Annotated in this window: 20 protein-coding genes and 1 pseudogene; 11 read left to right on the top strand and 10 right to left on the bottom strand. The window is 68.4% G+C overall.

Annotated features, from left to right (window positions below; genetic code table 11):
- Positions 1-66 precede the first annotated feature (66 nt).
- Together C3Y15_RS17425 and C3Y15_RS17430 are read right to left on the bottom strand one after the other, a co-directional pair.
- On the bottom strand, positions 67-1425 hold the full coding sequence (locus tag C3Y15_RS17425; protein ID WP_069240469.1) for a DUF3999 domain-containing protein: 1359 nt from the start codon (positions 1423-1425) through the stop codon (positions 67-69).
- Complete coding sequence (locus C3Y15_RS17430) at positions 1422-4853, bottom strand: DUF2339 domain-containing protein (RefSeq protein WP_069240468.1); 3432 nt, start codon at positions 4851-4853, stop codon at positions 1422-1424. Before C3Y15_RS17430 ends, C3Y15_RS17425 begins: the two co-directional genes overlap by 4 nt.
- Before the next feature lie 483 nt (positions 4854-5336).
- Between C3Y15_RS17430 and C3Y15_RS17435 the strand changes: the two are divergent.
- The 4 genes and pseudogenes from C3Y15_RS17435 to C3Y15_RS17450 all read left to right on the top strand — a co-directional run.
- A pseudogene (locus C3Y15_RS17435) lies at positions 5337-6621 on the top strand (glycine betaine/L-proline ABC transporter ATP-binding protein); the annotation flags it as partial.
- Positions 6614-7510, top strand: coding sequence for a choline ABC transporter permease subunit (gene choW, locus C3Y15_RS17440; RefSeq protein ID WP_011880824.1), 897 nt, complete (start codon positions 6614-6616; stop codon positions 7508-7510). The pseudogene C3Y15_RS17435 and the gene choW, both read left to right, overlap by 8 nt.
- A 113-nt stretch (positions 7511-7623) precedes the next feature.
- Positions 7624-8619, top strand: coding sequence for a GlxA family transcriptional regulator (locus C3Y15_RS17445; RefSeq protein ID WP_011880823.1), 996 nt, complete (start codon positions 7624-7626; stop codon positions 8617-8619).
- Between the two features lie 120 nt (positions 8620-8739).
- Positions 8740-9687: a choline ABC transporter substrate-binding protein gene (locus C3Y15_RS17450; RefSeq protein WP_014724007.1), complete on the top strand. Its 948-nt coding sequence runs from the start codon at positions 8740-8742 to the stop codon at positions 9685-9687.
- A 55-nt stretch (positions 9688-9742) separates the two neighbouring features.
- Here the strand turns inward: C3Y15_RS17450 and C3Y15_RS17455 are convergent, their stop codons facing one another.
- The 3 genes from C3Y15_RS17455 to C3Y15_RS17465 form a co-directional block, all read right to left on the bottom strand.
- Positions 9743-10864: a hypothetical protein gene (locus C3Y15_RS17455; protein WP_011880821.1), complete on the bottom strand. Its 1122-nt coding sequence runs from the start codon at positions 10862-10864 to the stop codon at positions 9743-9745.
- Between the two features lie 55 nt (positions 10865-10919).
- Positions 10920-11189, bottom strand: a complete 270-nt coding sequence (locus tag C3Y15_RS17460) for a MoaD/ThiS family protein (protein WP_011880820.1) — start codon at positions 11187-11189, stop codon at positions 10920-10922.
- A gap of 148 nt (positions 11190-11337) precedes the next feature.
- A complete protein-coding gene (locus tag C3Y15_RS17465; protein WP_046423131.1) occupies positions 11338-11736 on the bottom strand; it encodes a nuclear transport factor 2 family protein in 399 nt (132 codons plus the stop codon).
- Positions 11737-11814: 78 nt separating this feature from the next.
- Here C3Y15_RS17465 and C3Y15_RS17470 point away from each other — a divergent pair, with 78 nt between their 5' ends.
- Positions 11815-12756 (top strand): LysR substrate-binding domain-containing protein, encoded by a 942-nt coding sequence (locus tag C3Y15_RS17470; RefSeq protein ID WP_011880818.1) that lies wholly within the window; start codon positions 11815-11817, stop codon positions 12754-12756.
- Positions 12757-12784: 28 nt separating this feature from the next.
- Here the strand turns inward: C3Y15_RS17470 and C3Y15_RS17475 are convergent, their stop codons facing one another.
- From C3Y15_RS17475 to C3Y15_RS17490, 4 genes are all read right to left on the bottom strand, one after another.
- Positions 12785-13474 carry an aspartyl/asparaginyl beta-hydroxylase domain-containing protein gene (locus C3Y15_RS17475; RefSeq protein WP_014724003.1) on the bottom strand — a complete coding sequence of 230 codons (690 nt, stop codon included), beginning with the start codon at positions 13472-13474 and terminating at the stop codon, positions 12785-12787.
- Between the two features lie 488 nt (positions 13475-13962).
- The gene (locus tag C3Y15_RS17480) at positions 13963-14490 is read right to left on the bottom strand and encodes a cytochrome b (protein WP_059462665.1); all 528 of its coding nucleotides are present in this window, start codon (positions 14488-14490) and stop codon (positions 13963-13965) included.
- Between the two features lie 193 nt (positions 14491-14683).
- The gene (gene otnI / locus C3Y15_RS17485; protein WP_059562116.1) at positions 14684-15460 is read right to left on the bottom strand and encodes a 2-oxo-tetronate isomerase; all 777 of its coding nucleotides are present in this window, start codon (positions 15458-15460) and stop codon (positions 14684-14686) included.
- Positions 15461-15604: 144 nt separating this feature from the next.
- Complete coding sequence (locus tag C3Y15_RS17490) at positions 15605-16696, bottom strand: GlxA family transcriptional regulator (RefSeq protein WP_069246420.1); 1092 nt, start codon at positions 16694-16696, stop codon at positions 15605-15607.
- A gap of 241 nt (positions 16697-16937) precedes the next feature.
- On the opposite strand from C3Y15_RS17490, the gene C3Y15_RS17495 reads away from it, so the two are divergent.
- From C3Y15_RS17495 to C3Y15_RS17520, 6 genes are read left to right on the top strand one after another with little or no spacing between them, the layout of a single operon-like run.
- Positions 16938-18323, top strand: coding sequence for an L-serine ammonia-lyase (locus tag C3Y15_RS17495; RefSeq protein WP_011880813.1), 1386 nt, complete (start codon positions 16938-16940; stop codon positions 18321-18323).
- A 15-nt stretch (positions 18324-18338) separates the two neighbouring features.
- The gene (locus C3Y15_RS17500; RefSeq protein WP_011880812.1) at positions 18339-19583 is read left to right on the top strand and encodes a sarcosine oxidase subunit beta family protein; all 1245 of its coding nucleotides are present in this window, start codon (positions 18339-18341) and stop codon (positions 19581-19583) included.
- A 26-nt stretch (positions 19584-19609) separates the two neighbouring features.
- The gene (locus C3Y15_RS17505; protein WP_011880811.1) at positions 19610-19906 is read left to right on the top strand and encodes a sarcosine oxidase subunit delta; all 297 of its coding nucleotides are present in this window, start codon (positions 19610-19612) and stop codon (positions 19904-19906) included.
- Entirely contained in the window at positions 19903-22914 is a 3012-nt protein-coding gene (locus C3Y15_RS17510; protein WP_059568761.1) for a sarcosine oxidase subunit alpha family protein, read from the top strand. Before C3Y15_RS17505 ends, C3Y15_RS17510 begins: the two co-directional genes overlap by 4 nt.
- Positions 22904-23533, top strand: a complete 630-nt coding sequence (locus C3Y15_RS17515) for a sarcosine oxidase subunit gamma (protein WP_034195512.1) — start codon at positions 22904-22906, stop codon at positions 23531-23533. Before C3Y15_RS17510 ends, C3Y15_RS17515 begins: the two co-directional genes overlap by 11 nt.
- Positions 23530-23970: a dihydroneopterin aldolase gene (locus tag C3Y15_RS17520; protein ID WP_034195511.1), complete on the top strand. Its 441-nt coding sequence runs from the start codon at positions 23530-23532 to the stop codon at positions 23968-23970. Before C3Y15_RS17515 ends, C3Y15_RS17520 begins: the two co-directional genes overlap by 4 nt.
- Positions 23971-23983: 13 nt before the next feature.
- Here C3Y15_RS17520 and C3Y15_RS17525 read toward each other — a convergent pair whose 3' ends face one another.
- Positions 23984-24667, bottom strand: coding sequence for a lytic transglycosylase domain-containing protein (locus C3Y15_RS17525; protein WP_034195510.1), 684 nt, complete (start codon positions 24665-24667; stop codon positions 23984-23986).
- Positions 24668-24779: the final 112 nt, after the last annotated feature.

The raw sequence follows: 24779 nt of genomic DNA on the forward strand, positions 1-24779 counted from the left end.
GCCGTGTCAACGGGGCGCCGTCCCGCGCATGGGTCCGGCGCCGTCATCCTGCCGCGCGATGCCACGTCATTCGTCGCGCTTGCGTACCTCGCCGCTGCCGCGCGCGAGACGCCACGCGATCGTGCCGAGCACCGCGACCGCGGCGACCAGCGCGCCCCACAGCACGTAGCGGCGGGTCGCGTCCGCGTCGGCGCTCGGCTCCGGCGCGGCCTCCGACGTCGCCAAAGCCGCGCCCACGCGCGCGGGACGCACTTCGGGCGCCATGCCGATCAGCAGCGCATCGCGGCTCACGGCCGACGACGACAGCGCCGCATTGCCGACTCCGAGCGTGAAGGGCGGCGTGCCGCGCGCGACGAACGTCAGTGCGGCCGGATGCCAGCCGATCGCCACGGCCGGCTGACCGCCGCCGAGCCCGCCGTTGCGCATGTCGACGACGATGCGCCAAGCCCGGTCGGGATTCGGCGCGAACGCGAGCGGCGGGTTGCGTTGCTCGCCGCCGTTGCGTTGCAGCCGGAACAGCACCGCATCGGCGACGTCGCGCCACGGCGACTGCGCATCGCTGCGGCTCTGCACCGTTGCGCGCGCAACCGTATTCGGCTGCGGCAGGTCGATGCGCAAGCGGTCGACCGGATACGGGCCGTCGGTGTCGAACCGGTATTCGCCCGGCGTGTCGCCGGCTCGCACGCGTACGGCGTCGCGCCATTGACGCGGCACCGCGGCGGCTTCCACCGCGCGCGCATCGCGCGGACGCGTCTCGACGTCGATCGAAGCGATCGACGGCACGTCGTCGAGCCATTCGAGCCGCAGGTAGCGCGAACCCATGCCGTCGAGTGCGATACGTTCCTGCACCAGCGTGTCGCCGCCGCGTGCCACCTTCAGCAACTGCACGCTGCCGAGCGAGCGCCAGTCGTGCAGATCGTCGCTGGCCTCGACCGCGACGCGTCCCTGGTAGCTGTCGTCGCCGAGGTGCACGAGCAGCGCGTCGACGTCGCCGTCCACATGAGACAGGTCGACGAGATCCACCGCATGCGTCGCGCGTGCCGGCGCGGCGAGCGTCGCGCGTAGCGAGCCGTCCGGCGCGACCGCTACGCCGAGCGGTGCGCGGTCGTCGTTCCCGCGCGTGCGCGGCAGCGCGAACCAGTGTGCCGGCGTGCGCGTCGGCGGCAACGCGGCCGCGGTCGTCGCGGGCGCATCGAGCGAATACGGCACCGGCTCGCCCGCGCCGTTGAAGATCCGCACGTCGCCGAGGTCGTCGCGCCGGCTGCCCGCATAGACGGGTTGCGGCACGGTGAGCTGGTAATACGCGGCGCTGCCGTCGAGATCGAGCGCGAAGCGCCGTGCGACGCGTTCGGCGCCGGGCGGGCCGCCGGCGGCCGCGAACGAAGTCAGCAGGCTCAGGCCGAGCAGGGCTGCGAGTCGCTTCATGATTGGCGATCGTCCGGTTGAGCCGCTGCCTTCGGCGGCAGCGGCGAGAAATAGCCGATCAACAGCAGCAGCACGCCGATGCCGATGAACGACACGATGCGTTCGATGCCGGTGACGTGCGACAGGTCGAACACGAACAGCTTGATCACCGTGAGCGCGAGCAGCGCGGCGCCGACGAACCACAGCGGACGCAGCGCGCGGCGCGTTGCCCAGATCATCGTCGCGAGCGCGCAGAGCGTCCAGTACACGGATACGGATGCCTGCACGAGCGTCGATTCCGCCATCGCGTCGAACGCATAAGGCACGCCCGTCCAGTGATGCAGCGTGCGCAGCAGGATCGCGTTCAGCCACAGGAACGCCGTCGCGCCGGCCGCCGCGAGCAGCTCGACGCGATACGCGCCGAACGACCAGCCGAGCCGGCGCACGCGCACGAACCACGACGCGGCGAGCGCGTAGACGGCCACCAGCACGAGATCGAGCGGATTGAGCAGCGGGATGCGCGCCCAGCTGCCGCCGTCCTGCGTGAAGTTCGCGTAGAAGGTCCAGAGCCACATCACGACGATCAGCGGCAGCGACGCGAGCGCGCAGATGCGCGCGATGGCGTCGCGCCGCATCAGCCACATGCCTGCGAACGCGAACACGCTCCAGCCGACCATGAACACCTGCTGCATGCCGAACGACGACAGCACGGCGTCGACGTCGTAAGCGAGGTGGAAATGGTGATGCAGCGTGCGCAGCAGCAGCGCGTTGAACCACAGGAACACCGTCGCGAGCGCCGCGAGATCGGCCGCGAGCGGATGCCACGTCACGCCGAGCGCCTTCAGGCGGCGCAGCCACATCGCGAACGCGACGAAGATCAACAGCTGCGCGACGTCGAGCGGATTGAGGATCGGCAGCCAGAACAGCGGCGACGCGTCGCCGTCGCTCGTCACGCTCGCGATGCTCCACAGCCACAGCAACGCGGCGAGCGGTGCGGCGCCCCACAGCTGGTAGGCGCGCGGGTACGCGCCGATCGGCCAGCGCAGCCGCGAGCCGGGGCCCGAAACCAGCAGGAGCAGCGCGCCGAAGCCGTACGCCCATGCGCTCCAGCTCCACGCGCCTTCGGGCACGAACGCGCGCAAGCGCCAGAAGCCTTCGAGCGAGCACAAGCCGCACAAGGTCCAGAACATCAGCGTGTGCAGCGGCGCGAGCCACGCCGCGGGCACGGCTGCGACGGTCGGCGCGCCGGTTGCGGCGCGGGCCGTCGCCGATGCCGCCGAGGCGGGGATCGCGCGCGACTGGCGCAGCAGCAGCGCATAGCACGCGATCACCGCGATCGGCCACGCGAACGCGCCCATGCCGGACAGCGGCGCGTCGTGCGTATCGAACGCGCGGATGGCGAGCAGCGCGAGCACCGGCGTCAACGCGAGCGCGGGCCATTCGGCGATCGGCCACGCGAGCTTGCGGCGCGCCAGGTGCGCGAGCCATGCGGTGCCGGCCGCGAACAGCGCGGTCGCATCGACGACGAAGCGGTCCGCATGCAGATCGACGTGGCGGCTCGCATAGACGAGGATCTCGTGCAGCCCGCCGCTGAGCCACCACAACAGCCCCCAGACCGCGGCCGCCGAGCCCACGTCGGGCATCCACGCATGCCACGCGCGCGCTTCGTTGCGCCCGTGCAGCCACCAGCCGGTGAAGAGCCCGGCGAGCGCGATCAGCAGCATCGCGATGTACGGGCTGTTGAGCACCGGCAGCGCGTTCGCGTCGGGCGCGCCAAGCAGGCTCGTGAAGAACGCGCCGGCGGCCGCGAGTTGCATCGACAGGCCGAAGGCGAACGGCGCGAGGCGCCGTTCACGCACGCCGACCCACACGATCGCCGCGCCTTCGATCGCCCACGCGGCGCTCGTCGTCGGGCCGGAGAACGCGAGCGGCACCGCGAGCGTCGCGAAGATCACCGCGAGCGCGAGCATCGCGTCGAACAGCAGCGCGAGACGCGCGCGGCGCCGCGCGAGCCACGCGACGACCACGAGGTAGAACGCCGACAGCGCGACCGCGCTCCACGCGAGCGCGAACGGGATGTCCTTCACGAGCGCCGCCTGCAGCGCGGTCGCGACGATCGGCGTGCCGAACACGAGCGTGCCGTCGACGTAGTGACGCAGCGCCAGCTCGCGCTTCACCGCATACAGCAGCGCGATGCCGACGTACATCAGGAAGAACAGGATCAGGAACGGTTCGGTGCTCGCCAGCAACGCGGGACGATACGCGGTCACGCCCCACGCCGAACCGATCGTGAACGTGAACACGAAGCCGAGCAGATTCAGCGGACGCCACGCCTTGAACCATGCGATCGCGAACACGCCCGCGTTCAGCAATGCGTAGTAGCTGAACAGCGCGACGTGGCTGCCGTGTCCGGTCGACAGCAGCACCGGCGCGAGGAAGCCGCCCGCGGTGCCCATGAACGCGAGCGGCAGCGCGTTCTGCATCACCGCGAGGAACGCGCCGAGCGCGCATATCGCGACCATCAGCGGGAACGCCGCGCCGACCGGCAGCAGCGCGTAGAGCTTGGTGGCGGCGAAGATCGTCAGATACAGGATGCCGATGCCGCCGCCTTGCAGCACGAGCCCGTATGCCGCACGCCGCGCGCGCACGCGCCAGCCGATCGCGAGCAGGGCGGCCGCGGCGAGCGCGGTGCCGGCCAGGCGGAATTCGATCGGCAGCAGGTCGTTGTCGGCGGCGTACTTGAGCAGGAACGCGACACCGAAGAACAGCACGATGATGCCGACCCGCACGACCGTGTTGCCGCCGAGCAGCCAGTCGCGTGCGGCGCGCAGCGCGCGCTCCGCGATACCGGGCTCGCGCGGCTTCGGCGGGGCGGGTGGTGCGGGCGGCGTGGTCGCGGCGGGCGTAAGCGTCGGTGCGACGGCGGCCGCAGGCTCGGCGCTCGCGCGCGCCGAAGCGGCAGGCGCGGGCGCGGGCGCAGGCGCAGGCGCAACCGCGATCGTCGACGCCGGCGTGGCGACACGCACGGCCGCCGGTTGCACCGATGGTTGCGGCGGCATCGCGGCGGGTGACGGCGTGACAGCCGGTTTGCCCACCGGTATGACCGCCGGCGCGTGCGCGGCGCTGCCGGCCGCGACGCCGGCGTTCGCACCGGCCAGCTGCCCGCGTAGCGCGTCGAGCTCGTGGGTGAGCGCGTCGACGGTCGCTTCGAGCCGCGCGACGCGATCGGCGAGCGGCACCACCACAGATGGCGGCGCGCTGCCGGGTGTGGAAATTGCAGATGCGTCGGAGGTCGTGTCGCCGCTCGTGCGCCTGCCTTCCTGCAGCGCGTAGCCGACGCAGAAGCCGGTCACCGCGCCGAGCAGCGCGCCGGTGGCGACCGAGACATCCCCGAACAATGCGGCGATACCGCCCGCGATGAAGCCGATTGCGGCCAAGGCCCAAGTCATCGCCTAACTCCCTCTCTCATTTCGTTATCGTCCTTCGATCGTCGCGCTGCCCGATCGAGGCGGTTTTTCCATTCTGGCCGGCAGGCGAACCGGCATGCGCGCACCGCTCGAGCGTGCGCCGCGCAAGGCGCGCGGTGATGTCCCGAATGGCGTGGTTGCCGGCAATGTATCACAGTGGCCATGCGGGAATTTCAGGGTTGCCGACGGCCCGCGAACGTGGCGGTACACGTTCGCGATGCAGTCTTTTCGTACGACCATTCTTTTAATTTGCGCACGGCGCCGCGACGCGGCCGATCGGACGCAAAATTGTCGTAAAGCGACGCGCGCCACTTGTGTTTTTTCGCCCGACTGCGCGGGTTACGCGTCGCGCTGCTGCGCACAAGTCCGGGACGCGATGCCCGTCGTTGCTGACGCTGCGCGTAGTGCGTCGCCGCAATCGGGGGTCGCCGCGCGCCGCGGCCCGCGGGGCGCGGCTGTGGGGTGTGTCGTATTTGCGCAAGCGTTTGTCGTAATTCGTCGGCAGGTCGGGGTTTTTTCTGGCAACTATGTAGGCACGCTAGACACGCGTGAGTCCCCGCTACACGAGGAGAAGGTTTCGATGGATGCCCCCAAGGTCGTGGTCGAAGGTCTGTGCAAGGTGTTTGGAAGTAACCCGCAACAGGCGCTCGACATGCTTGCCGCCGGCGCGACGAAAGATGATGTGCTCAAGCGTACCGGTCAGGTCGTCGGCGTGCACAACGTATCGTTCGACGTGCAGGAAGGCGAAATATTCGTGCTGATGGGCCTGTCCGGCTCCGGCAAATCCACGCTGATCCGCCTCGTGAACCGGCTGGTCGATCCGAGCGCCGGCAAGGTGCTGATCGACGGGCTCGACGTCGCGTCGGCGCGCCGCTCGGCGCTCACCGCGCTGCGCCGCAAGGACATGAGCATGGTGTTTCAGTCGTTCGCGCTGATGCCGCATCGCACCGTGGTGTCGAACGCCGCGTTCGGCCTCGAGGTCGCGGGCGTCGGCAAGAAGGAGCGCGAGCGGCGCGCGATGGAAGTGCTCGAGCAGGTCGGGCTCGCGCCGTTCTCGCACAAGCTGCCGTCCGAGCTGTCGGGCGGGATGCAGCAGCGCGTCGGCCTCGCCCGCGCGCTCGCGGTGAACCCGTCGCTGATGATCATGGACGAGGCGTTCTCCGCGCTCGATCCGCTCAAGCGCCGCGAAATGCAGGACGTGCTGCTGCAACTGCAGAAGGAGCAGCGCCGCACGATCATGTTCGTGTCGCACGATCTCGAAGAGGCGCTGCGCATCGGCAACCGCATCGCGATCATGGAAGGCGGCCGGCTCGTGCAGGTCGGCACGCCGCAGGACATCATCGCGAACCCGGCCGACGAGTACGTGCGCGCGTTCTTCGACGGCATCGACACCAGCCGCTACCTGACGGCCGGCGACCTGATGCAGACGGGCGCCGTGCCGCTCGTGTCGAAGTGCGATGCGGAAGGCGTCGCGGCGACGCTGAACGGCAGCGCCGAATATGCGTTCGTGCTCGACGCGCAACGCAAGATCCGCGGCTTCGTCACGCGCGACGCGCTCGGTCAGGCCACGCCGTCGGTGCGGCCGATCGAGAGCATCCGGCGCGACGCGTCGCTCGAACATGTCGTCGCGCGCGTCGTCGCGAGCCCGAATGCGCTACCCGTCGTCGACGACGAAGGCTGCTACTGCGGCTCGGTCGACCGCGCACTTATCCTGAAGGCCATCACGCGTTCGCGAGGCTCCCATGTCTGAAATCATTCCACTCGGCAGCTGGGTCGACCAGTCCGTTCACTATCTGCTCGATCACGACGCAAAGACCTTCGACGCGATCGGCCAGGCGATCGAGAGCCTCGCCGCATTGGTCGAACACGGCCTGCAGGCGATTCCGATGTGGCTGATGATGGCGATCTTCATCGGCGTCGGGCTGTGGCGCGTCGGCTGGCGCTTCGCGCTGTTCACCACCGCATCGCTGCTGCTGATCTTCGCGACCGGCTTCTGGGATCAGACGGTCATCACGCTCGGCCTCACGCTGTCGTCGACGATCATCAGCCTCGTGCTCGGCATTCCGCTCGGCATCTGGGCGGCCAAGAGCAAGTGGGTCGCCGCGACCCTGCGCCCGGTCCTCGACCTGATGCAGACGATGCCCGCCTTCGTCTATCTGATTCCGGCCGCGATGCTGTTCGGCCTCGGCCGCGTGCCGGGCATCCTGTCGACGGTGATCTTCGCGATGCCGCCGGCCGTGCGGCTGACGAGCCTCGGCATCCGCCACGTGAACCGCGAGATCGTCGAAGCCGGCCAGGCGTTCGGCTGCACGCCGTGGCAACTGCTGTACAAGGTGCAGTTCCCGAACGCGCTGCCGTCGATCATGCAGGGCGTGAACCAGACGATCATGATGGCGCTGTCGATGGTCATCATCGCGTCGATGGTCGGCGCGGGCGGTCTCGGCAACGACGTGCTGGCGAGTATCCAGCGCCTCGACATCGGCCTCGGCTTCGAAAGCGGTCTGTCGGTCGTGCTGCTCGCGATCATCCTCGACCGCATCACCGAGAGCTTCGGCCGCGCGCCGGGTGCCGTGAAAGCGCCGCTGTTCTCGGGCCTGAAGCACCTGTTCCGCGCGAAGGCCGCGCCCGCGCAAGCGTAACGCCCGGCGGCCGCGCGCTGCGGCCGCTTTTCCCGATCCGATACCAGCTTCCGTGGCCTGCGCCACGGGGCTGGCTGCGTGCAACCTGATCAACCGTTCGCCAGGAGCCCGATGTGACGTTCGCCGCCGCCGCACCCGCCCCCTGCGTTTCACCGGTTTCTTCCCTCGCTCATTTCGGTTTTCTCACGCTGCCGAACTTCTCGATGATCGCGTTTTCGAGCGCGGTCGAAGTGCTTCGGATGGCAAATTACGTCGGCCGCGCCGATCACTACAAGTGGTCGATCTATTCGCTCGACGGCAAGCCGGCGCAGGCCAGCAACGGCATCGCGGTGCGGCCCACTCAGGCGCTCGACCATGACAACCTGCCCGACGTGATGATCGTGTGCGGCGGCGTGCGCATCCGCGACGTGGTCGACGACGTCGCGCGCGACACGTTGCTCGCGCTCGCCGAGCGCGGGCTGCCGCTCGGCGGCATCTGCACCGGCGCGTATGCGCTGATGTCGAGTGGGTTGCTCGACGGCTATCGCTGCACCGTGCATTGGGAGAATCTGTCGGCGCTGCATGCCGAGTTTCCGCGCGTCGGTTTCGCCGACGAGCTGTTCGTCGTCGATCGCGACCGCCTCACCTGCACCGGCGGCACCGCGCCGCTCGACCTGATGCTGAACCTCGTCGGCATGCGCTTCGGCCAGCAGCTCGCCGCGCAGGTGTCCGAGCAATTCATTCTCGAGCGTATCCGCAGCGCCACCGACACGCAGCCGATTCCGGTCGATGCGCGCGTGGGTTTTTCGCGGGCGGAGCTGATCGAGGTCGTGCGGCTGATGGAGGCGAACATCGAGGAGCCGCTGTCGCTCGAGGAGCTCGCGCGGCTCGTGCGGCTGTCGCAGCGTCACCTGCAGCGCATGTTCAAGGTGTATCTGAACGTCTCGCCCACCCACTACTACCTGACGCTGCGACTGAAGCGCGCGCGCGACCTGCTGCGCACGACCGACGCGTCGATTGCGCGCGTGACGACGACGTGCGGCTTTCATTCGCCGTGTCATTTCAGCAAGGCGTATCGCGCGCAGTTCGGTCACGCGCCGAGCTACGAGCGCCGCCTGCCGGGGCGCTGACGCGAACGGCGCACCGATACGCGAACCATCCGGTCCGCGACGCCGCCGGGATCGCGGCGCGCGGCTTTACCCATCGATCCCGTAGCCCAAGCAAACGACGTCACTTTGAGGAGAAGAAAGATGAAGCGCCTATTGATCGCAACGGTATGCGGGATCGGGATGGCAGCGCCGATGTCGGCGGTTTACGCGGCCGACCCGCCCGTGTGCAAGACCGTGCGCTTCGCGGACGTCGGCTGGTCCGACATCGCGGCCACCACCGGCCTCGCATCGGCGATGCTGCAGGGGCTCGGCTACACGCCGACCAAGACGATCGCGTCGGTGCCGATCACGTTCGCGGGCATCAAGAGCAAGCAGATCGACGTGTTCCTCGGCTACTGGTCGCCGACGATGGACCCGATCATCCAGCCGTTCACGAAGGCCGGGCAGATCAAGGTGCTCGCCACGCCGAACCTGACCGGCGCGAAATACACGCTCGCAGTGCCGGACTACGTGTACCAGGGCGGCCTGAAGTCGTTCGCCGACATCCAGAAGTTCGCGGACAAGCTCAACGGCAAGATCTACGGGATCGAGCCGGGTAACGACGGCAATGCGCTGATCAAGAAGATGATCGACGGCAACCAGTTCGGCCTCGGCAAGTTCAAGCTGGTCGAGTCGAGCGAGGCGGGGATGCTGGTCGAAGTGAATCGCGCGATCCGCGACAAGCAGTGGATCGTGTTCCTCGGCTGGGAGCCGCATCCGATGAACGTGCAGATGAAGATCGATTATCTGAGCGGCGGCGACGACGTGTTCGGCCCGAACTACGGCGAAGCGAAGGTGCTGACCGCCACGCCGCCCGACTACGCGCAACGCTGCCCGAACGTCGCGAAGTTCGTGTCGAACCTGCAGTTCACGACGACCATCGAGAACCACGTGATGGTGCCGATCATGAACAAGCAGGACCCGAACAAGGCCGCCACCGAGTGGCTGAAGGCGAATCCGCAATCGCTCGACAAGTGGCTGGCCGGCGTGACGACGATCGACGGCAAGCCCGGCTTGCCGGCGGTGAAGGCGTATCTCGGCGTGCATTGAGCGAGGTCGTACACGGCGCGCCGGCCGAATGGTCCGGCGCGCCGGACCTCGCGCGTTACCCGAAGCGCACGCAATACACCGGCGGCAAATGCGCGGACACCTGACGCCAGTTCTCGCCGCCGTCGCCGGACGTCCATAGCCCGCCCGTCGTCGACGCCATCGCGAGGTGCGTGCCGGTGTCGTCCACCGCGAGCCCGTGCCGATACACGAGGTCGTAGGCCGGCGCGGGCGGCAATCCGTTCGACAGGCTCTCGAAGCTGCGGCCGCCGTCGCGCGTGCGCGTGACGACGAAGCGGCCGTTCACCGGAATCCGGCACGCATCCTTCACGGCCGGCACGAACCAGGCCGTGTCGGGATCCTTCGGATGCACGGCGACCGCGAAGCCGAAGCTCGACGGCTGCGCGTCGATGCGCTGCCAGCGTGCGGCGCCATCGGTCGAACGGAAGATCGCGCAGTGATGCTGCGTCCACAGTACGTCGGGCGCGGCCGCGCACTGGACGACCCGATGCGGATCCTGCGCGTTGGGCTCGCCGCGCCGCTCGGGCGGCATGTAGTCCGCTTCCATCCCGTCGGCGCTGACGTGCCAGCTCGCGCCACCGTCGACGCTCTGCCAGACGCCGCCGCACGAGATGCCGACCGTCAGATGTCGGCTGTCGCGCGGATCGACCATCACCGAATGGATGCCCGGCGCATCGTAGCCGCCGCCGAACCACTCGGCGCGTTCCGGGCGGTCCCACAGCGCACGGTTCAGCGCCCACGAGTCGCCGCCGTCGTCGGAGCGGAACAGCCCGCCCGGTATCGTGCCGGCCCACAGCACGCCGGGTTCGTCGGCGCCGCCGGGTTCCAGCGACCAGATCTGCTGAAGCGTCCACGGCGCGCGCGGCGCGGCGGGCGCTTCGGCATCCGTATTGCCGGCGCCCGCGTCGGCCGGCTGCGGCGGATAGACGGGCACCGCGCATTCCTCCCATTCGTCCGCATCGGCACGCCTGCGATGCAGCTTGACCCCGAAATGGCCGAGATGGAGCGCCGCATACAGCGTGCCGTCGCGCGGATCGGCGAGCGTCATGCCGACCGGCTCGCCGATGAAGTGCGGCTCGCCGAGCGACCAGCCGCCGTCGCCGTCGGCGTGCAGCACGAACAGGCCCTTGCGGGTCGCGACGAGCAATCGGTCGTTCATGTCCGGTGTCTCCTGTGGGCTCGGGCGCGGCTGGCTGCGCCGCGCATGCGCCCCGTTATCCGCCCGACAACGCCTGCACGACATAGACGCGGCTGGCGTCGTCGAGCGTATCGGACAAGTGTTGCCGGTCGCGTACCGGATGGCCGTCGATGAACACCGACAGGTGCTTTCTCAGCGCACCCTGGTCGTCGACGATGTAGCCGCGCAGCCGCGGCTGCGCGGCGAAGGCCGTTTCCAGCGCGTCGCGCAGCGTGCGCGCGTCGATGTCGCGCTCGGGCATGTCGACATGCCGTTGAATCGATGCCGCGAAGAAGAGGTGTGCCATGGCAGGGGCCGGCAGCAGCGTGCGGGGGACGGTCTGTAGTTTAGGCGATCGTTCGGCAAATCGAGCAGGGCATCAGCCCGCTTCACCGGGCCGGCCGGCGACGCCATGCGCTTGCTGCGCCGCGCAACGGCCGGCGCGCGGCGCGCCGTTACGCGTACTTGTCGCCGACCGTGCTGCGGATCGGGTAGGTGTCGTAGATGATCGTCATGCGCTCGATGCGTGCGGCGTCGTCGAATTCGAATACGTCGACGCACTCGAAGCGCACCGCCGAGCCGTCGTTCAATCCCCAGTCGTACACGAAATAGCCGGTGGCCCGACGTGCGCCGGTCGTGCTGACGCAGACGTCGATCGGCGTGATGCGGCTCTCGCCGGACGCCGCCGCGACTTTTTCGAAGAACGGCTGCGGCGTCATCCAGCCCAGAAACGGCGAGAAGATGCGCGCATCGGGCGTGAACAACGCGCAGATCGCCGCGACGTCGCCGCGCTCGAGCGCCTTCAGGTAGGTATCGACCTGCCGCGTGTATAGTGCGTCGGACGACGAAATCATGGTATTTCTCCGCTGATGATGGACCGGCCCGTCGCGACTGCCGTCGCGCGCCGGTTCCACCACGATAGCGACGCAGCGATGACCGAACAAACGAATAATCCGCAACCCGGGTATGCGGCCGGCGCATACCCGCTGGCGGACCTGACGCGCGCATTGCCGCCGCTGACGGCGTTGCAGGCGTTCGTCGCCGCCGCCGAGCTCGGCAGCTTCAGCCGTGCGGCCGAGCATCTGTGCCGGACCCAGGGGGCGGTGAGCCGGCAGGTGCAGCAGCTCGAAGCGTATTACCGCTGTGCATTGTTCGTCCGCCATGCGTCGGGCTTGACGCTGACCGCCGAAGGCGGCGCGCTGCTGGCGGTGGCCGTCGACGTGCTCGCCCGACTGGCGCGACACGCAGATGCGCACGCGCAGGCCGCGTCGGTCCTCACGCTGCGCGTGCCTTCCACGTTCGCGGTGCGCTGGCTGCTGCCGAGGCTCGCGGCGCTCAACCGTGCGTTGCCGCGCACCGAGTTGCGCATTCACACGTCGGCGGACGACACGCCGGATTTCACCGACGCCGGTTTCGACGCGATCGTCGTGCGCGGCAGCGGAACCTGGGCGGGAATGGCGGCCGTGCCGCTGTTCGACGAATGCCTGACGCCGATGTGCACGCGCGAGGCCGCTGCGTCGTTGCACGCGATCGACGATCTCGCGCGGGTCACGCTGCTGCATCCGGCGCGCAACCGCGACGAATGGCGCTGCTGGCTGGACGCGGTCGGCGCGACGCAGATCGACCGCAGCGCCGGCCTCGTGCTCGATACGCTCGAACTGACGCTGACGGCCGCGGAGCAAGGGCACGGCGTCGCGATCGGCGATCCGCGCATGGCGGCCGACCGGCTGGCCGCCGGAACGCTCGTCACGCCGTTTCCGCAGGTGGTGCGCAACGGCCTCGGCTACTACCTGGTTCATCCGGTGCAGCGCGCCGCGCAGCCGGCGATTCGCGCGCTCGCCGATGCGCTCGCGCAGCTCGCGCGCGAGGACTGACCGCTACGCAGGTGCGCCCGGTGGGCCGCTAAACGGGAATCGAGCGCCCGCGGATGCGGATCCCGAGCCGCACGATGCCGATCACCGCATTCGACAGCCACGTGAGCCATCGCGGCATTCCGCGCCGGCGGATGTCGAGCAGCAGCACGATGCGCACGTCGTCGCTGTCGTTCCATACCTCGTGCACGAACGTGTCGTCCCACAGCAGGAAGCGCCCTTCGTCGAGCCGGTATTCGCGGCCGTCGACCTTCAGCACGGCGGCGGGCGTGCCGTCCGCGCGCGTCGGCATCGACAGCACCAGGTAGCCGCGCAGGATGCCGCGAAACGGCCCGCGATGCGGCGGGATGTGCTTGCCCGGCGCGAGGAACGACAACGATGCGGACAGCACGTCCGGCGACGTCGCGACGAGCGACTCGACCGTCGGGCAGCGCGACAGGTTGCGCGGGAACGGCTGACCGTAAGCCTGCATGATGAACATCCGCCAGTCGCGCGCGTCGTTGGCGGAGATGTCGCGCTGCTCGCGCATGATCTCGTGAAAGCGCGGGATGCGCGGCATGTCGCGCGCCACGGCCAACGCCTCTGCCTGGATGTCGCGCCATGCGCCAACGAAACGCACGGCATCGGGAAACGCGGCCGTGTCGAGCACCGCGCTGCCGTCGATATGGCGGTCGTACAGCGTGCGAAGCAGGCCGGCTGCGTAGTCGTAAGCGACGGACATGATCGGAGGGCGATCCACGAGGTGTCGTCAGTCTGCCCCACGCGCGGTGGAGCGTGCGTTACGTGAGGTTACGCCCGCTGACGAAAGAATGACAGTGCGTTCGAGATGCGGCGCCGCGAATGAATGGCCACCATGCGTCGTCGGACCGGTGGTCATGCGCGCGCTCGTCGATTGGCGCAGCGATCGAATATGAAGCCGCAACGGCCAGGGGCCGCGACGTGCGTGGGCGGGTGCCCCGACGCCTGCATCGGCCCAGGTGCTGTCGCGCGCAGGTTTGCGACGCGCCGATCGGTGCGGCGGCGGCCGGTGTGGCCGGTAGAAGGGGGAAGGCGGGGATTCGGCGGAAGATCGCGACCTTGGCCGCCGTGCATAGGTACATGGGCACATCGACGATGCGGTAGCAGGCCGACGCCAGCCTGCTACCCGGTGCCGGCGCGAGCGCGTCCCGCGTCGGCGCTACGGCATCGAGCATGCCGTTCGCGGCATGCTCACCACGGCATCATCCGCTGCATGGTCTGGTCGCGCAGCACGAAGCGATGCGCGAGTGCGGCCGCGACGTGCAGACAGATGCCGGCGAACAGCACCCACGCGAGCACGCCGTGCACGTCGCCCATCGCGTGCCCGAATTGCGATCCGGCTTCCGACAGCGCCGGCAGCGGCAGGACGCCGAGCAGCGTGACGGCCCATGCGCGCGACGACGCATTGATCCAGCCGAGCAGCGGCACGACGATCAGCAGCGCATAGAGCGCGAAATGGGTGGCGCCGGACAACTTGCGCATCGTGGGCGACAGCGTGTCGGCGGGCGGGCGATGCGTCACGCGCCACAGCACGCGGCACACCATCGCGGCGACCAGCGCGGTGCCGACGAGCAGGTGTGCGGCGATCAAGCCGACCGGTTGCGTATCGCGATGCACGTCGGGCATCGTCCAGCCGATCAGGTACTGCGCGACGATGAGCGCCACGATCAACCAGTGAAGAAGACGTGCGACGACGTCATAGCGTGCGGGTGTGGACATGGAGGCTCCTGTCAAGGCGGTGGGGATCGTAGGTATCGACCGGATTCTACGGCGGGATCGTTAACGAAACATTAAGCGTTCGGCAGCGCGCGCCGCCGCCGGTCCGGCGCATGACGCACCAGCTGCACGACGGCGTCGCCGCTCGAGCACCCCGCGCGCGAGACTGTCGTTCATCGTCGACGAGATACGGGAATTACAGGTACGGCCGGAGCCAGCCGAGCCCTTCGGACGTGCCGGCCTTCGGGCGATATTCGCAGCCGATCCAGCCGTCGTAGCCGAGCGCGTCGATCAGCGCGAACAGGTACGGGTAGTTCAGTTCGCCGACGTCGGGCTCGTGCCGCTCGGGCACGCCGGCGATCTGGACGTGGCCGATGCCCGCGAAGTCGCGCTTGAGCTTGGTCGCGAGGTCGCCTTCGACGATCTGGCAGTGATAGCAGTCGAACTGCACCTTCAGGTTCGGCGCACCGACTTCCGCGCAGATCGTATGCGCATCGTCCTGGCGGTTCAGGAAATAGCCGGGCATGTCGCGTGGGTTGATCGGCTCGATCAGGATCGTGACGCCGTGCGCGGCGGCGGCCTGCGCCGCGTGGCGCAGGTTCGCGACGTAGGTGTCGCGCTGGCGCGCGCGGTCCGCGCCCGATGCGACGATTCCGGCCATCACGTGCAGCTTCTTGTTGCCGAGCACGCGCGCATAGTCGAGCGCGCGGTCGATGCCGCGGCGGAATTCGTCGTCGCGGCCCGGCAGCGACGCGATTCCGCGTTCGCCGGCGGCCCAGTCGCCGGGTGGCGCGTTGAACAGCGCCTGCTCGAGGTTATGCGCGTCGAGGCGCGCGCGGATGTCCTCGGCCGCGAAGTCGTACGGGAACAGATACTCGACGGCGCGAAAGCCGTCGTACGACGCGGCGGCGAAGCGTTCGAGGAACGCGTGCTCGGTGTACATCATCGACAGATTGGCGGCGAAGCGGGGCATGGCAACGGGTCCAGGAAGTGAATGGGGCGGGGCAGAGGGCGCCCCGCGTCGAATGTCGGTTCAGCGGTTCAGCGGTTCACGAGCCGCGCGCCGCTCGTGCACGCGCGATCGCATGCGCGCACAACCAAACGGCAGGCGCGCCGGTCAGTCCGGGATGTCTTCGACTGAATCGGCAACGGCAACGGCAACGGCAACGGCATCGGCCGCCACGCCGGCGTCCACGGCTTCGCCGCCGCGCTCGCGATAGGCGGCCGGCGGCACGCCGAACTGCTTGCGGAATTCGCGGCCGAGGTGCGACGCGTCGGCGAACCCGCAGCTCGACGCGATATCGGCGACGGTGCGGTCGGAGCTGGTCAGCAGCCATGCGGCGGTGCGCAGCCGCACCTGCTTCGCGAACGCCTGCGGACTCTTGCCGGTTTCGGCCTTGAACAGCCGCTCGAGCTGGCGCGTCGACATGTCGAGCTTGCAGGCGAGCTCTTCGAGCGGCAGCGCGCGCCCGACGTGCTGTTCCATCAGAAGAATCGCGCGCTTGACCTTCGGATGCGTGGCCGGCTCGAGGCCCGGCGGATGCGGTTGCGGCGCATTGCCCTTCTGCATCTCGCCGACCAGCAGGATGCGCAGCGCCTTCTGCACGGTCGCATGGTCGAAATGGCGCAGCAGGATCGCGGCGGCGACGTCGATCGACGCGCGCCCGCCCGAGCACGTGATGCGGCGTCGGTCGATCACGAACAGGCGATCGGCGATCAGCATGTCGGGGTCGGCGTTCGGAAAGCGTTCGACGAAATCCCAGTAATGGAACCAGCTGACGCAGGTGCGATAGCCGTCGAGCACGTTCGCGCGCATCAGCGTGAACACGCCGGTGCAGATGCCGACCACCGTCGCGCCGCCCGCGGCCGCGCGGCGGATGAACTCGAGCGTGTCGGGGCCGGCTTGCGGCCCCGAATGCAGCAGCCCGCCGACCACGACCACGTAGTCGAACGGCTCGGCGTTCTCGAAGGTTTCCCACGGCGTGATCTGGATCCCGCAGCTCGCCCGCACCGGCGCGAGCGTCTCGCCGATCACGCTCCACGCGCAGCGCACCGGCTTGCTGTAGTCGCCGTCGTCGGCGGACAGCCGCAGCATGTCGACGAACCCCGAAAAGGCCGTGAGCGTGAAGTTCGGCAGCAGCACGATGCCGAAGCGGATGCGCTGCGGCGCCGGTTCGGCGAGGGGGGAAGCGGGTACGTCGGATGTCATCGCGGTCAATCTCGTCACGCCCGGAAGGCGGGCCTCAGTCGTTTCACTCTGCGCGCGGGCACGGCGCCCGACTTGTGTTTTTGCGTCGCCAACCATCGTCAAAACGCATTTTCCTGCCGTCCTGCGTGGGGCTTGGCGGCGCTATCCCACGCCGATGCCGTTTTTGTTCTATCGGCCGATTTTACGCTTTGATGTACTGACGCCAACGACATTTCACGTACGCCTACCCAGAGGAAGCCAGATGAACGTCAGCGCGTTCGACCTGTTCAAGATCGGCATCGGCCCGTCGAGTTCGCATACGGTTGGCCCGATGATCGCCGCGTGCCGCTTCGCGTCGCACATCGACGATGCGAACCTGCTCGGCTTCGTGCGCCGCGTGCGGGTCGAACTATACGGGTCGCTCGGTGCCACCGGCAAGGGCCACGGCACCGACAAGGCGGTGCTGCTCGGCCTCGAGGGCCATCTGCCGGACACGATCGATCCCGACCTGATCGAGCCGCGGCTCGCGGCGATCCGCGCGGAGAAGTCGCTGACGCTGCTCGGCCGGCAGACGATCCGCTTCGAGGAAAAGGAGCATATCGGCTTCTTCCGCAAGATGATGAGCGGCACCAGCATCGTTCACCCGAACGGGATGCGCTTCCAGGCCTTCGACGAGCACGGGCAGTTGCTCGTCGAGAAAGAGTATTACTCGATCGGCGGCGGCTTCGTCGTGAACCGCGACGGCGATCGCGTGAACGGCGTGCGTGCGGCGGCCGACGTGCCGTATCCGTTCCGCACCGGCGACGACCTGATGCGCCAGTGCCGCGAGCACGGGCTGTCGATCGCCGAGCTGATGCTGCGCAACGAAGCCGCGCTGCGCCCGGCCGACGAAGTGCGCGCGGGGCTGCTCGCGATCTGGCGCACGATGGCCGCGTGCGTCGAGCGCGGCTGCAAGGTCGAGGGCGAGCTGCCCGGCCCGATGCGCGTGAAGCGTCGTGCGGCCGAGCTGAACGGCCGCCTGCGGGCGCGCTCGGAGGAGTCGCTGCGCGATCCGCTGTCGATGCTCGACTGGGTCAACCTGTACGCGATGGCCGTCAACGAGGAGAACGCGGCGGGCGGCCGCGTCGTCACCGCGCCCACCAACGGCGCGGCCGGCGTGATCCCCGCGGTGCTGCATTACTACGTGAAGTTCGTGCCGGGCTCGAACGAAGCCGGCATCCTCGAATTCCTGCTCACGGCCGCGGCGATCGGCATCATCTACAAGGAAACCGCGTCGATCTCCGGCGCCGAAGTCGGCTGCCAGGGCGAAGTGGGCGTCGCGTGCTCGATGGCCGCGGCCGCGCTCGCGGCGGTGATGGGCGGCACGCCGGACCAGGTCGAGAACGCGGCCGAGATCGGCATGGAGCACAACCTCGGGATGACCTGCGACCCGGTCGGCGGGCTCGTGCAGATTCCGTGCATCGAACGCAACGCGATGGGCGCGATCAAGGCGCTGAACGCGTCGCGCATGGCGCTCAAGGGTAACGGCCAGCACTACGTGTCGCTCGATTCGGTCATCAAGACGATGCGCGAGACCGGTGCCGACATGAAGACGAAATACAAGGAAACGTCGCGCGGCGGCCTCGCCGTGAACGTCATCGAATGCTAACGAAGGATCACTAACATGAGCCGCTACTCGATATTCAGCCTGTTCCGCAACGGCCTCTCGTATCACGAGAACTGGGAGAAGCAGTGGAAGAGCCCGGAACCGAAGAAGGAATACGACGTCGTGATCGTCGGCGGCGGCGGCCACGGCCTCGCGACCGCGTACTACCTCGCGAAGGAGCACGGCATCACCAACGTCGCGATCCTCGAGAAGGGCTGGATCGGCGGCGGCAACACCGCGCGCAACACGACGATCGTGCGCTCGAACTATCTGTGGGACGAATCGGCCGCGCTGTACGAGAAGGCGATGAAGCTGTGGGAGGGCCTGTCGCAGGATCTCAACTACAACGTGATGTTCAGCCAGCGCGGCGTGATGAACCTCGCGCACACGCTGCAGGACGTGCGTGACACCGAGCGGCGCGTCAACGCGAACCGGCTGAACGGCGTCGATGCCGAATTCCTCACGCCGGCCCAGGTCAAGGAAATCGAGCCGACCATCAACCTGAACAGCCGCTACCCGGTGCTGGGCGCGTCGATCCAGCGCCGCGCGGGCGTCGCGCGTCACGACGCGGTGGCCTGGGGCTTCGCGCGCGGCGCCGACCGCGCCGGCGTCGACATCATCCAGAACTGCCAGGTGACGGGCATTCGCCGCGAAGGCGGCGCGGTGGTCGGCGTCGATACGGTGAAGGGCTTCATCAAGGCGAAGAAGGTCGCGGTGGTGGCCGCCGGCAACACGACGACGCTCGCCGACATGGCCGGCGTGCGCCTGCCGATCGAGAGCCACCCGCTGCAGGCGCTCGTGTCCGAGCCGATCAAGCCGGTGGTCAACTCGGTGATCATGTCGAACGCGGTGCATGCGTACATCAGCCAGTCCGACAAGGGCGACCTCGTGATCGGCGCGGGCATCGATCAATACACGGGCTTCGGCCAGCGCGGCAGCTTCCACATCATCGAAGGCACGCTGCAGGCGATCATCGAGATGTTCCCGGTGTTCTCGCGCGTGCGGATGAACCGTCAGTGGGGCGGCATCGTCGACGTATCGCCGGACGCCTGCCCGATCATCAGCAAGACCGACGTGAAGGGCCTCTATTTCAACTGCGGATGGGGCACCGGCGGCTTCAAGGCGACGCCGGGCTCGGGCTGGGTGTTCGCGCACACGATCGCGCGCGACGAACCGCATCCGCTGAACGCGCCGTTCGCGCTCGACCGCTTCTATACGGGCCACCTGATCGACGAGCACGGCGCCGCCGCCGTGGCGCACTGATCCCGACCACCATTGGAGAAACCAACATGTTGCTGATCGAATGTCCGTGGTGCGGGCCGCGCGCCGAATCCGAGTTCACGTGCGGCGGCGAAGCCGACATCGTGCGCCCGGTCGCTAACGAGAACATGACCGACCGCGAATGGGGCGAGTACGTGTTCATGCGCGAGAACAAGCGCGGGCTGCACCGCGAGCAGTGGCTGCACACGCAGGGTTGCCGCCGCTGGTTCAAGGTGACGCGCGATACGGTCACCTACGAAATCAAGGGTTACGAAAAGTTCGGCGGGGCCGCCGGTCACGCACACGAAGAGGGCACGAGCAAATGAGCCAGAAAGACCGCCTCGGCACCGGTGGCCGCGTCAATCGCGCGATTCCGCTGACGTTCACGTTCAACGGCCGCACATATCAGGGCTTCCAGGGCGACACGCTCGCGTCCGCGCTGCTCGCGAACGGCGTGCACTTCGTCGCGCGCAGCTTCAAGTACCACCGTCCGCGCGGGATCGTGACGGCCGACGTCGCCGAACCGAATGCCGTCGTGCAGCTCGAAACCGGCCCGTACACGGTGCCGAACGCACGCGCGACCGAGATCGAGCTGTACCAGGGCCTCGTCGCGACGAGCGTGAACGCGCAGCCGTCGCTCGAGCACGACAAGTACGCGATCAACCAGAAGCTGTCGCGCTTCATGCCGGCCGGCTTCTACTACAAGACCTTCATGTGGCCGCGCAACATGTGGCCGAAGTACGAAGAGAAGATCCGCGAGGCCGCCGGCCTCGGCAAGGCGCCGGACGTGCTCGACGCCGACCGCTACGACAAGTGCTACGCGCACTGCGACGTGCTCGTGGTCGGCGGCGGCCCGTCGGGCCTCGCCGCCGCGCATGCGGCCGCGACGGCCGGCGCGCGCGTGATCCTCGTCGACGATCAGCGCGAACTCGGCGGCAGCCTGCTGTCGTGCCGGGCCGAGATCGACGGCAAGCCGGCGCTGCAATGGGTCGAGAAGATCGAGGCCGAGCTGCGCAAGCTGCCCGACGTGACGATTCTGTCGCGCAGCACCGCGTTCGGCTATCAGGACCACAACCTCGTGACCGTCACGCAGCGCCTGACCGAGCACCTGCCGGTGTCGATGCGCAAGGGGACGCGCGAACTGCTGTGGAAGGTCCGCGCGAAGCGCGTGATCCTCGCGACCGGCGCGCACGAGCGCCCGATCGTCTTCGGCAACAACGACCTGCCGGGCGTGATGCTCGCGGGCGCGGTGTCCACCTACGTGCATCGCTACGGCGTGCTGCCGGGCCGCAACGTCGTCGTGTTCACGAACAACGACCGCGCGTACCAGACCGCGCTCGACCTGAAGGCATGCGGCGCGAAGGTGACGGTCGTCGATTCGCGTGCGTCGTCGAACGGCGCGCTGCCGGCCGCCGCGAAGCGGCAGGGCGTGACGGTGATGAGCGGCGCCGTCGTCACGGCGGCATCGGGCAAATGGCGCGTATCGTCGGTCGACGTCGCGTCGTATTCGAACGGGCAGACGGGCGGCAAGCTGCAGTCGCTGGCATGCGACCTGGTCGCGATGTCGGGCGGCTTCAGCCCGGTGCTGCACCTGTTCGCGCAGTCGGGCGGCAAGGCCTGCTGGAACGACGAGAAGGCGTGCTTCCTGCCGGGCAAGGCCGTGCAGCCCGAGGCGAGCGTGGGTGCGGCGGCCGGCGAGTTCGGTCTTGCCCGCGCGCTGCGGCTCGCGGTCGATGCGGGCGCCGAGGCCGCGAAGGCGGCGGGCTTCGTCGCTGCGCAGCGCGCGGTCGCGCCGCAGGCCGCGGAACTCGTCGAAGGCGCACTGCAGCCGCTGTGGCTGGTCGGCAGCCGTGAGGCCGCGGCACGCGGGCCGAAGCAGTTCGTCGACTTCCAGAACGACGTGGCCGCGGCCGACATCCTGCTGGCCGCGCGCGAAGGCTTCGAATCGGTCGAGCACGTGAAGCGCTACACCGCGATGGGCTTCGGCACCGATCAAGGCAAGCTCGGTAACATCAACGGGATGGCGATCCTCGCGCAGGCGCTCGGCAAGACGATTCCGGAAACGGGCACGACGACGTTCCGCCCGAACTACACGCCCGTGTCGTTCGGCACGTTCGCGGGCCGCGAGACCGGCGACTTCCTCGATCCGATCCGCAAGACCTGCGTGCACGAATGGCACGTCGAGCACGGCGCGATGTTCGAGGACGTCGGCAACTGGAAGCGGCCGTGGTACTTCCCGAAGAAGGGCGAGGACCTCCATGCGGCCGTGCAGCGCGAATGCCTCGCCGTGCGCAACAGCGTGGGCATCCTCGATGCGTCGACGCTCGGCAAGATCGACATCCAGGGCCCGGACGCGGTGAAACTGCTGAACTGGATGTACACGAACCCGTGGAACAAGCTCGAGGTCGGCAAGTGCCGCTACGGGCTGATGCTGGACGAGAACGGCATGGTGTTCGACGACGGCGTGACGGTGCGCCTCGCCGACCAGCACTTCATGATGACCACCACCACGGGCGGCGCGGCGCGCGTGCTCACGTGGCTCGAGCGCTGGCTGCAGACGGAATGGCCGGACATGAAGGTGCGGCTCGCGTCCGTCACCGATCACTGGGCGACGTTCGCGGTGGTCGGCCCGAAGAGCCGCAAGGTCGTGCAGAAGGTCTGCCAGGACATCGATTTCGGCAACGACGCATTCCCGTTCATGAGCTACCGGAACGGCACCGTCGCCGGCGTGAAGGCGCGCGTGATGCGGATCAGCTTCTCGGGCGAACTGGCTTATGAAGTCAACGTGCCGGCCAATGCGGGCCGCGCGGTGTGGGAAGCGCTGATGGCGGCCGGCGCCGAGTTCGACATCACGCCGTACGGCACGGAGACGATGCACGTGCTGCGCGCGGAGAAGGGCTACATCATCGTCGGCCAGGACACCGACGGCTCGGTCACGCCGTACGACCTCGGGATGGGCGGGCTCGTCGCGAAGTCGAAGGACTTCCTCGGCAAGCGCTCGCTGTCGCGCTCCGATACGTCGAAGGAAGGCCGCAAGCAGTTCGTCGGCCTGCTGACCGCGGACGATCAGCTGGTGCTGCCGGAAGGCGCGCAGATCATCGCGAAGGACACGCAGGTGTCGGCCGCCGAGCCCACGCCGATGATCGGCCACGTGACGTCGAGTTATTACAGCCCGATCCTGAAGCGCTCGATCGCGCTCGCAGTGGTGAAGGGCGGCCTGAACAAGATGGGCGAGAGCGTCGTGATTCCGCTGGCCGACGGCAAGCGCATCACCGCGACGATTTCGAGCCCGGTTTTCTACGATACCGAAGGGGTGCGCCAGCATGTGGAATGAAACCAGAAACCAGACGCCGGTGGCAGGCGCGGGCGTCACGCTTGAATCGCCGTTCGTCGGCGCGGCCGATGTGCTGAAGCCGCATCAGGCGCGCGCATCCAAGAAGTTCACGCTGCGCGAGCGGCCGTTCCTCGATCTCGTCAACGTGCGCGGCGAGCCGGGCGACGCGGCGTTCGTCGCCGCGTTCGAGCGGGTGGTGGGCTGCCAGCCGCCCTCGGCGCCCAACACGGTCGCGCGCGGCGTCGGATACGACGTGCTGTGGCTCGGCCCCGACGAGTGGCTCGTGCGCTCGAACGGGCCCGTGCAGGCCGGCGTGCTCGAAGGGCAGCTGGCCGAGGCGATGCAGGGGCTGTATGCGGCGGCCGTCGACGTCGGCAGCGGCTACACCGTCGTCGAGATCAGCGGCGAACGCGTGCGCGACGTGATCGCGCGCGGCTGCCCGCTCGATCTGCATCCGCGCATGTTCAAGCCGGGCCAGTGTGCGCAGTCGCACTACTTCAAGTCGCCGATCACGCTGATTCCGACCGGCGACGATACGTTCGAGATCGTCCTGCGCCGCAGTTTCGCCGACTATTTCGTGCGCATCATGCTCGACGCCGCAGCGCCGCTGGCATCATGAAGCCGTTCGACGAACCGTTCGTGGCGATCGATGCGCCGCGCCTGCGCGGGCGCGGCTGGAGCGTGTTCGTCGACGAACTGAAGGTGCCCGCGCGCATCGGCATTCATGCGCACGAGCATGAAGCGCCGCAGCCGGTCGTGATCGATGCGCGGCTCGGTTATCGCTGCGAGCCGAGTGAGGAAGGCGAGTGGATCGATTACGACGGCTACTGCGCGCGCGTCGCGTCGTTCCTGTCGCACAAGCCGCATACGCGGCTGCTGGAGACGCTCGTCGCCGAGCTCGCGGTGATGTCGTTTCGGGAATGGCCGGCGCTGGAGTCGCTGACCTTGTCGATGTACAAGCCGAAGATCCGGCCGGGCACGAAACGCGTCGGCGTGTCGCTCGACTGGACGCGCGGCGATTACCTGCGGTGGACGGGCGCGGCGGGGCAGCTGTAAGCGCGCGTAGCGTCTACTTCGCGTTGCGGTTCGCCGATGGCGCCGCGCTCGACGGATCGCTGACCGGTATCATCCGCGGCGTCGCATCGGCGGCGTTGCGTGAGCCGTCTTCGGGTTCGAGCACGAAGCGGAACGCGTCGACGCGCTGCATCACCTTGGCCGCATAGGCATTCGATCCGCCGTAGCTCTTCAGGCCGGCCTGCACGTTGCCGCCGGCCGCGCGCACGTAACCTGACAGAATCCTGGAGCCGACGTCGACGTTCGCGTTCGGTTCGGTCAGGTCCTTCACGTCGCGCAGCATGCCGCGGTGGGCGGTCGGCACGACCTGCATCAGGCCGGTCGCGCCATGCTGGCCGCGCGCCTTTTCCTGGAAGCGCGATTCGATCGAAATGATTGCGTAAACCAGCGCCGGCGGCAGCGAATATTTCGTCGCGGTGAGGTTCACGATATCGGCGAGCCGCGTCGCCTTTTCCTTCGCGAGACCGAATTTCTTCGTCAGATACGACGTGATGCGGTGGTTTGCTCCGTTGGGCTGATCGTTGGCGAGCGGCGCGGATGCGGCGTCCGCTGCCGACGCGCTCGCTTGCGGCGCGGAGGCCGGTTGCGCGGAGGCCGGCAGCCCGGGCGCTTGCTGCGCCGCTGCCTGTTGCGCAATGCCGAGCGAAACCACGATCAGCCAGAGAAACCGTCGTCGCATGGTCGAGTGCGAGGAATTGGGAGGCGCATAGTATATCGGCCAATTGCGGCGCAGGGTCGAGCGCGGGGTCGAGTGAAAGGGCGATGTAGGGTTGGGGCGGTGGGGATGGGGA

Source organism: Burkholderia sp. B10, from assembly GCF_004368385.1.
Taxonomy (GTDB): domain Bacteria; phylum Pseudomonadota; class Gammaproteobacteria; order Burkholderiales; family Burkholderiaceae; genus Burkholderia; species Burkholderia vietnamiensis.